This is a genomic window from Methylobacterium sp. A52T (genome assembly GCF_053346095.1).
The window spans coordinates 1-8,564 of sequence record NZ_JBKFBI010000190.1 but is presented as its reverse complement, the minus strand read 5'-3'; the positions used below and the strand labels follow the sequence as shown (position 1 = coordinate 8,564).

The 8,564-nt window shown below is 71.6% G+C and carries 7 protein-coding genes; 6 read left to right on the top strand and 1 reads right to left on the bottom strand.

The window, feature by feature from the left end; translation table 11 throughout:
• Nucleotides 1-48 precede the first annotated feature (48 nt).
• From ACLBYE_RS28010 to ACLBYE_RS27985, 6 genes are all read left to right on the top strand, one after another.
• Nucleotides 49-1,419 carry an MFS transporter gene (locus tag ACLBYE_RS28010; RefSeq protein WP_447696674.1) on the top strand — a complete coding sequence of 457 codons (1,371 nt, stop codon included), beginning with the start codon at nucleotides 49-51 and terminating at the stop codon, nucleotides 1,417-1,419.
• Between the two features lie 204 nt (nucleotides 1,420-1,623).
• A complete protein-coding gene (locus ACLBYE_RS28005; RefSeq protein WP_447696673.1) occupies nucleotides 1,624-3,393 on the top strand; it encodes an ABC transporter ATP-binding protein in 1,770 nt (589 codons plus the stop codon).
• 259 nt (nucleotides 3,394-3,652) lie between these two features.
• Entirely contained in the window at nucleotides 3,653-4,582 is a 930-nt protein-coding gene (locus ACLBYE_RS28000; protein ID WP_447696672.1) for a glutaminase, read from the top strand.
• 115 nt (nucleotides 4,583-4,697) lie between these two features.
• On the top strand, nucleotides 4,698-6,107 hold the full coding sequence (locus ACLBYE_RS27995; protein WP_447696671.1) for an MFS transporter: 1,410 nt from the start codon (nucleotides 4,698-4,700) through the stop codon (nucleotides 6,105-6,107).
• Nucleotides 6,108-6,183: 76 nt separating this feature from the next.
• Nucleotides 6,184-6,735 carry a Uma2 family endonuclease gene (locus ACLBYE_RS27990; protein WP_447681691.1) on the top strand — a complete coding sequence of 184 codons (552 nt, stop codon included), beginning with the start codon at nucleotides 6,184-6,186 and terminating at the stop codon, nucleotides 6,733-6,735.
• Nucleotides 6,736-6,787: 52 nt separating this feature from the next.
• Complete coding sequence (locus tag ACLBYE_RS27985) at nucleotides 6,788-7,801, top strand: adenosine kinase (RefSeq protein ID WP_091926249.1); 1,014 nt, start codon at nucleotides 6,788-6,790, stop codon at nucleotides 7,799-7,801.
• Nucleotides 7,802-7,855: 54 nt separating this feature from the next.
• On the opposite strand, the gene ACLBYE_RS27980 is transcribed toward ACLBYE_RS27985, so the two are convergent.
• Nucleotides 7,856-8,564 (bottom strand): methyl-accepting chemotaxis protein (locus ACLBYE_RS27980; RefSeq protein ID WP_447696670.1); only part of this gene is annotated, 709 nt, incomplete at its 5' end.

Genomic DNA, 8,564 nt, shown 5'->3' with positions numbered 1-8,564 from the left:
CGCCCCTGTGCCCGCGCCCGCCCCGCCCCCGGAGAAGGCACCGGATAAGTGACGGTGGCCCGGTTGAAGGTCAGAACCGCCGCCGCCCCCCGCGAGCGCGACGTGCCCCGGCAGGACATCCGCTCCCGTCCGACCCGCCTGAAGGATCAGGCGGCCGAGGCCGCGCGCGCGCCGGCAGCGTCGGCGGTCCACGGCGAACGCGCGATCTCGTCGGCGAGCCGCTACGGCCTCGACGCCTTCGCGTTCTTCGTCGCGAACCTGCAGACCGGGTTCGGCCCGTTCCTGGCGGTCTACTTCTCGCAGGCCAAGTGGACCCAGTCCGACATCGGCTTCGCCCTCACGGTCGGCAGCCTCGTGGCCCTCCTCGGCCAGGTGCCGGGGGGTGCCTTCGTCGACGTCGTGCGCTCGAAGCGCTTCGCCGCCGCCGTGGCGGTCATCGGGATCGCCGGCAGCGCCTTCGCGCTGGCGGTCTGGCCGAGCTTCCTGATCGTGCTCCTGGCGATGGCGCTCCACTCGGCCGCGAGCTGCGTGCTGACGCCGGCCATCGCGGCGATCAGCATCGGCCTGGTCGGGCGCGCCCGGGCCGGCGAGCGCCTCGGCCGGAACGCGAGCTTCGCCGCCCTCGGCAACGCCCTCGGCGCGGCCGGCATGGGCGCCATCGGCTACTACCTGTCGAACGGCGCCGTCTTCTACCTCACCGCCGCCCTCGGGATCCCGACGGTGATCGCGCTGGCGCGCATCCGCGCCCAGGACATCGATCCGGGCGTGTTCAAGGAGCCGGCCCAGGCGGCGCCGACCTCGACAGCGCCCGCCTCCGGCCAGGACGGCATCCGCGCGCTCCTGACCAACCGCGGCCTCCTGTGCTTCGCGGCCTGCATGGTGCTGTTCTTCCTGGCCAACGCCGCGATGCTGCCCCTCGTCGGCAGCGTCCTGACCCTGCGGGCGAGCGAGACCGCGACCGCGCTGGTGGCGGCCTGCATCATGGTCCCGCAGGCCGTCCTCGCCGTCAGCGCCCCGGCGGTCGGCCGGGCCGCCGAGCGTTTCGGCCGCTACCCGGTGCTGCTGTTCGGCTTCGGCGCCCTCCCGGTCCGCGGCCTGCTGCTCGCCTACACGACCAACCCCTACGGCCTCGTCGCCATCCAGGTGCTCGACGGGATCTCGGCCTCGGTGCTGGGCGTGATGGTGCCGCTGATCGTGTCCGACCTCACCCGCGGCACCGGCCGCTTCAACCTCGCCCTCGGTGCGGTCGGGACCGCCATGGGCATCGGCGCGGCCCTCTCGACCTCGCTCGCCGGCATCATGGCCGACCATCTCGGCAGCCACAGCGCCTTCCTGGGGCTCGCGGTCGTCGGCTTCGCGGCCTTCATGCTGGTGGCGCTGATCATGCCGGAGACGCGCCAGCCGGAGCGCGCGGCCTGACCCGTCGCGGCATCGGATTCGCTTGCGTGTTTCCCCGCCGCTCAAGCGGCGTTCAGGTTCTGCGGATAAAAGCGCGACGAAGGTGCGAGCCGGTGAAACATATGGCAACGCTCTCGCGTTGCCGCTGCGGGTCAGACTGCGCCCGCGCTGCACTCCGCCTCAGCCCGTAAGCCAAAGCCGCGCGAATACGGAATGGTCACCGCGATGGAAGAGCTGCACCGATACGCCGACAGGCCCTTCGCCTTCGTCGGACGGTATCTCCGGCGCCGCTGGCTGCCGCACCTGGTCATCCTGATCTCGGTGCTCGGCGCCGTCGGCTTCTCGGTCTCCACCGACTACGCCCTGAAGGGCGTGGTCGACGCGCTGACGAAGGGTCCCGGCCCCGACAACACCGTGATCTGGGGCGCCCTGGCGGTCCTGATCGCCTTCATCGCCGCCGACAACATGCTCTGGCGCGTGGCCGCGCTGACCGGCGCCTTCACCTTCGTGGGAATCACGGGCGACATCCGGCGCGACCTGTTCCGGCACCTGACCGGCCACTCCCCGACCTTCTTCTCCGACCGCCAGCCGGGCACCCTGGCATCGCGGATCACGGCGACCTCGAACGCGATCTTCACGGTCGAGAACATGTTCGTGTTCAACGTGATGCCGCCGACGGTCGCGGCCTTCGGATCGATCGCCTACATCGCCACCGTCAACCTCACCATGGCGGGCATCCTGGCGGGCGTGTTCGCCGCCGTCGTCGTGCTGATGTTCAAGATGGCCGCGGCCGGCAAGCCGCTGCACCACGACTTCGCCGCCAAGGCCGCATCCGTCGACGGCGAGATGGTCGACCTCGTCGGCAACATGTCGCTCGTGCGCGCCTTCTCGGCGTTCAAGCGGGAGGGCCAGCGCTTCGAGGGCACCGTCGCCACCGAGATGCGGGCCCGGCGCTCCTCGCTGCTCTACCTCGAGAAGCTGCGCATCGTGCACGCGGTGCTCACCGTGCTCGCCGTGTTCGGCCTGCTCTACTGGGCGATCCAGATGTGGGAGGCCGGCCAGGCGACGAACGGTCAGGTGGTCCTGGTCTGCACGCTCGGCATCCGCATCCTCGCCGCGACCCGCGACCTCGCGGTGGCGCTGGTCGACGCGACCCAGCACACCGCCCGCCTCTCCGAGGCGCTGCACACCCTGCTGCAGCCCCACGACCTCGTAGACCATCCGGAGGCGCAGCCGCTCAGCGGCCAGGGCGCCGAGATCGAGTTCGAGCACGTGGCGTTCAGCTATCCGGACGGCCGCCCCGTCTTCACCGACTTCGACCTCGTCATCGAGCCCGGCCAGCGCGTCGGCCTCGTGGGCAAGTCGGGCGGCGGCAAGTCGACCCTGTTCTCGCTGATCCAGCGCTTCTACGACGTGCAGAGCGGCGCGATCCGCATCAACGGCCAGAACATCGAGCGCGTCACGCAGGAATCCCTGCGCGAGGCCATCACGGTCGTGCCGCAGGACGTCTCGATGTTCCACCGTTCCCTGCGCGAGAACATCCGCTACGGCCGGCCGGAGGCGACCGACGAGGAGGTCTGGCAGGCGGCCGAGGCGGCGCACTGCACCGACTTCATCAAGGCCCTGCCGGAAGGCTTCGACACGATCGTGGGCGATCGCGGCGTGAAGCTCTCGGGCGGCCAGCGCCAGCGCATCGCCATCGCCCGGGCGATCCTGAAGAACTCGCCGATCCTGCTGCTCGACGAGGCGACCTCGGCGCTCGACGCCGAATCCGAGCAGGCGATCCGTCACGCCCTCGCCAACCTGATGAAGGGCCGGACCGTCATCGCGATCGCGCACCGTCTCTCGACGCTGCAGGATTTCGACCGGATCGTCGTGCTCGACGGCGGCCGCATCGCGCAGGACGGCTCGCCCGACAAGCTGACCCATCTCGACGGCTTCTTCCGGGAGCTGATGAAGAAGGAATCCATGGCGATGGCGCTCGCCGCCGCGTGATGATCCTTCTTGCCGAGCGGACGCACCGCAGCCGTCCTTGCGAGCGCAGCGAAGCAATCCAGTGAGGCACGCGATGCCCGAGCGTGGCGCATCCCTGGATCGCTTCGCTCCGCTCGCGAGGACGGCGGGGTATGGGTCCGTCCGGTTCCCACGCCCGCCCGGCGCTGCTAGATCACCGCGCGGCCGGACCGGACCTTGCATCGCCTGAGACGTCGCGAACCGGCCCGGTTCCGACGCAACGCGACGCCCGAGCCCGAACGTGCCCGACCTTGCCCACGTCATCCGGGAGATCTCCGAGGAGATGGCCCAGCGCCCCGACCGGGGCGCGGTCGCGGACTACATCCCGGAGCTCGCCCGGGTCGATCCCGACCAGTTCGGCCTGGCGGTGATCGACGCCGAGGGGCAGGTCTTCACCGGCGGCGACAGCGAGACGCCGTTCTCGATCCAGAGCGTGTCGAAGGTGTTCACGCTCACCCTCGCCCTCGGCATGGTCGGCGACCGGCTCTGGAAACGGGTCGGCCGCGAGCCCTCGGGCAACCCGTTCAATTCCATCGTGCAGCTGGAGCGGGAGCGCGGCGTGCCGCGCAATCCCTTCATCAACGCGGGTGCGATCGCAGTCACCGACGTGATCCTCTCGGGCCACGAGCCCCGGGAGGCGCTGGGCGAGATCCTGCGCTTCATGCAGTTCCTGGCCCAGGATACGAGCATCATCATCGACGAGACGGTGGCGGCCTCGGAGAAGCGCACGGGCTTCCGCAACACCGCGCTCGCCAACTACATGAAGTCGTTCGGCGTCCTCGACAATCCGGTCGACTACACGCTCGGCGTCTACTTCCACCACTGCGCCATCGCGATGAACTGCCGCCAGCTCGCGCGGGCCGGCCGGTTCCTGGCGCATAACGGCGTCAACCCGTCGACCGGGCACTCGGTGGTGTCGGCGGAGCGCGCGCGCCGCATCAACGCGATCATGCTGACCTGCGGCCACTACGACGGGTCGGGCGAGTTCGCCTACCGCGTGGGCCTGCCGGGCAAGAGCGGGGTCGGCGGCAGCATCCTGGCGATCGCGCCCGGCAAGGCGTCCATCGCCGTCTGGTCGCCCGGCCTCGACGCGGCGGGCAATTCCCATCTCGGCCGCATCGCCCTGGAGCGGCTGACGCAGCGCATGGGCTGGTCCGTCTTCGGCGCCTGAGGGGAGCGCCGCGCCCCGCGTCGCGCCCCCCTTTCGCGGCGCCCCCTTGCGCGGCGCCCGCTTCCGCGGCACTGCGCCGGCAGGGCGCCGCGGCGCCGAAACGGGGCGCACCGGCATGGCGACGAGTACGGCGGTCCGGGCTGCCGACGAAGGTCTCGATCCCGGCGCCATCCTGGCCCGTCTCGACCGGCTTCCGGCGACGCCGACGGTCTGGCGCCTCGTGGTGCTGCTCGGCCTCGGCTTCTTCTTCGAGCTCTACGACCTGCTGTTCACCGGCTACGTCGCGCCGGGCCTCGTCAAGGCCGGGATCCTGACGCCGACGACCCCGGGCCTGTTCGGCGCCAGCGGCGTCGCGAGCTTCGTCGCCGCCCTCTTCACCGGCCTGTTCATCGGCACCATCGCCTGCGGCTGGCTCGCCGACCGGTTCGGCCGTCGGGCGATCTTCACGTGGTCGCTGCTGTCCTACACGGCCGCCAACGTGGTGATGGCCTGCCAGAGCGACGCCTTCGGCCTCAATCTCTGGCGCCTGATCGCCGGGATCGGCCTCGGCCTGGAGATGGTGACGATCGGCAGCTACCTGTCCGAGCTGGTGCCGAAGGCGATCCGGGGCCGGGCCTTCGCCCTGTGCCAGGGCATCGGCTTCACCGCCGTGCCGGTCGTGGCGTTCCTGTCCTACCTCCTGATCCCGGCGGCGCCCCTCGGCATCGACGGGTGGCGCTGGGTGGTGCTGATCGGCGCCTCGGCGGCGATCGTGGTCTGGTGGATGCGGGCGGGCCTGCCGGAGAGCCCGCGCTGGCTCGTCGAGCACGGCCGTCTGGCGGAGGCCGAGGCGGTCCTGCGGCGGCTGGAGGCGCGGATCGAGGCCGAGCATGGGCGCCCGCTTCCCGTACCGGCCCCGCCGGAGCCGGTGCAGCCGCGCGGCGCGTTCCGCGACCTCTGGGTCCAGCCCTACCGGCGCCGCGCCCTGATGATGGCGGGGTTCAACGTCTTTCAGACGGTCGGCTTCTACGGCTTCGCCAACTGGGTGCCGACCCTCTTGGTGGCCCAGGGCATCACGGTGACATCGAGCCTCGCCTACACGGCGCTGATCGCGCTCGCCGCCCCGGTCGGGCCCCTGATCGGCCTCGCCATCGCCGACCGGTTCGAGCGCAAGCACGTCATCGTGGCCGCCGCCCTCCTCTACATCGCCTGCGGCCTGGCCTTCGCGCAGACGCGGGACGTCACCGTCATCGTGGCGCTGGGCATCGGCCTGACGCTGGCCTCGAACGTGATGTCGTACAGCTTCCACGCCTATCAGGCCGAGCTGTTCCCCACGGGCATCCGGGCCCGGGCGGTCGGCTTCGTCTATTCCTGGAGCCGGTTCTCGGCGATCTTCACCGGCTTCGTCATCGCGTTCGTGCTGCGGGAGGCCGGGACGCCGGGCGTGTTCCTGTTCATCTCGGCGGCGATGCTGGCCGCGGGCCTGCTCGTCGGGCTGCTGGGTCCCCGGACGCGGGACGTCGCGCTGGAGAAGATCGCGGGGTGAGGCCCGTGAGGAGCGCGGCTCCCGGCACGCCGAATCCGTGCTAACCTCGGGCATGGTCGCTCAGCCGAGATCCCGGATGACGGTCGACGAGTTTCTCGCCTGGGCCGAGGGGCAGCCGGGGCGCTTCGAGCTGGTCGATGGCGAGGTGTTCGCGATGTCACCGGAGCGGGCTGGACATGCGTTGGTCAAGTTCGCAGCACAGACAGCCCTGAATCGTGCGATCAGAGCCTCCGGTGTCGTCTGTCACATGATGCCCGACGGCATGACGGTCCGCATCGACAGCACGACGACGTTCGAACCGGATGCACTGGTCTATTGTGGGCCCCGGATGGATCTCGATGCCGTCGAAGTGCCGGATCCCGTCATTGTCGTCGAGGTTCAGTCGCCGGGCACACGCGCGGTGGACTCGGGCCTGAAACTGACCCGCTACTTCGGTCTGGAGAGCGTCATCCACTATCTGATCGTGGATCCGGTGAAGCGTCTCGTCATCCATCACCGCCGCGCTCAGGGCGGCCTGATCGAGACCCGCATCGCGACCCGGGAGACGCTGGACCTGACGCCGCCCGGTCTGCGCCTGCCCGTGCCCGAGCTGTTCGCCGACCTCGCGCCCGCCGACGACGGCGCTTGATCCGATCCGAGGCGGATGCCACAGCGGCGCGAACGCGAATCAGGACGCCCGGATGACTGCACCCCTCGATCTCCTCGTGCTCGGCAACGCGATCGTCGACGTGATCGCCCGCACGGACGACGCCTTCCTGTCGGCGCAGGGCGTCACCAAGGGCGCGATGCAGCTCATCGACGAGCCGCGGGCCGAGGCGCTGTTCCAGGCGATGGGACCGGCGACGATCGTGTCGGGCGGCTCGGGCGCCAACACCGCGGTCGGCGCGGCGCTCCTCGGGGCCAAGACCGGCTTCGTCGGCAAGGTCCGGAACGACGAGCTCGGCGGCCTGTTCAGCCACGACCTCAAGGCGACCGGCGTCGACTTCGCCGTCCCGGCCGCCGCCGAGGGCCCGGCCACCGCCCGGTGCTTCGTGCTCGTGACGCCGGACGGCGAGCGCACGATGAACACGTATCTCGGCGCCTGCCAGGGCCTGTCGCCCGACGACGTCGACAAGGCGCTCGTGAGCTCGGCCCGCGTCGTCTATCTCGAGGGCTACCTGTGGGATCCGCCGGCCGCCAAGGACGCGTTCCGCAAGGCCGCGCAGCTCGCCCATCAGGCGGGCAACGCCGTCGCGCTGACCCTCTCGGACGCGTTCTGCGTGGGCCGCTACCGCGACGAGTTCCTCGGCCTCGTGCGGGACGGCAGCATCGACATCCTGTTCGCCAACATGGCCGAGTTGCAGAGCCTCTACGAGACCGAGGATCCCGAGGCCGCCGTGGCGGCCCTGCGCGACGAGCGCAACGCCCGCGGCCGGCACCTGCTCGGCCTCGTCACGCGCTCGGCCGACGGCGCCCTGGTGGTTCAGGGCGGCGAGGTCCGGGCCGTCGAGGCGAGCCCGGTCCAGACCGTGGTCGACACGACCGGCGCGGGCGACCTGTTCGCGGCCGGCTTCCTGGCCGGGCACGCCCGCGGGCTCGACAACGTCGCCAGCGCCCGCCTGGGCACGCTCGCGGCCGCCGAAGTCATCCAGCACATCGGCGCCCGCCCGCAGGCGGACCTGGTCGGCCTGGCCAAGGCGCGCGGGCTCCTCTGAGCCGGCGCGCCGGGCGCGCGGCCGGAGGTCCGCGTCCGCGCCGATCCCGCGCGCTCAGGCCGCGCGGACGGTCGCGAGGAAGCGCGTCACCTCGTCCCTGAGGTGGCCGGACCGGTTCGACAGCTCCGAGGCCGCCGTGAGGACCTGATCGGCCGCCGCTCCGGTCCCCTTCGCCGCGTCGGCGACGCCCGCGATGGTGCCGGTGACGTCCGCTGCCCCCTGGGCGGCCTGGGAGACGTTGCGGACGATCTCCTGCGTCGCCGCGCCCTGCTGCTCCACGGCGCCGGCGATCCGCGTCGCCACCGCGCTGAGTTCCTGGACCCGACCGCCGATGCGTCCGATCGCCGTGACGGCGTCGCCGGTGGAAGACTGGATCCGGGCGACGTGGCCGCCGATCTCGTCGGTTGCCCGCGCGGTCTGGCCGGCCAGCTCCTTCACCTCCGCGGCCACGACGGCGAAGCCGCGACCCGCCGAGCCGGCCCGCGCCGCCTCGATCGTGGCGTTCAGCGCCAGGAGGTTCGTCTGCTCGGCGATGGTGGAGATCAGGGTCACGACATGGCCGATCTGGATCGCCGCCCCGTTCAGCTCCCGGACCAGATGCGCGGTCGCCTCCGCGTCCGCGACCGCCGACCGCGTCAGTTCCGTCGAACCCGCGACCTGGCGGCCGATCTCCTGGACGGAGGCGCCGAGCTCCTCGGCCGCCGCCGCCGCGGCGCTGGCGGGGGTGGCGGGGGGGTGGGCCCCCGCCCCCCCCCCGCCGCGG

Excerpts from the sequence above, each read along its gene's own strand:
- ACLBYE_RS27985 (WP_091926249.1), top strand. The coding sequence starts at position 6,788 with ATGACTGCACCCCTCGATCTCCTCGTGCTCGGCAACGCGATCGTCGAC.
- ACLBYE_RS28005 (WP_447696673.1), top strand. The coding sequence starts at position 1,624 with ATGGAAGAGCTGCACCGATACGCCGACAGGCCCTTCGCCTTCGTCGGA.
- ACLBYE_RS27990 (WP_447681691.1), top strand. The coding sequence starts at position 6,184 with ATGACGGTCGACGAGTTTCTCGCCTGGGCCGAGGGGCAGCCGGGGCGC.
- ACLBYE_RS27995 (WP_447696671.1), top strand. The coding sequence starts at position 4,698 with ATGGCGACGAGTACGGCGGTCCGGGCTGCCGACGAAGGTCTCGATCCC.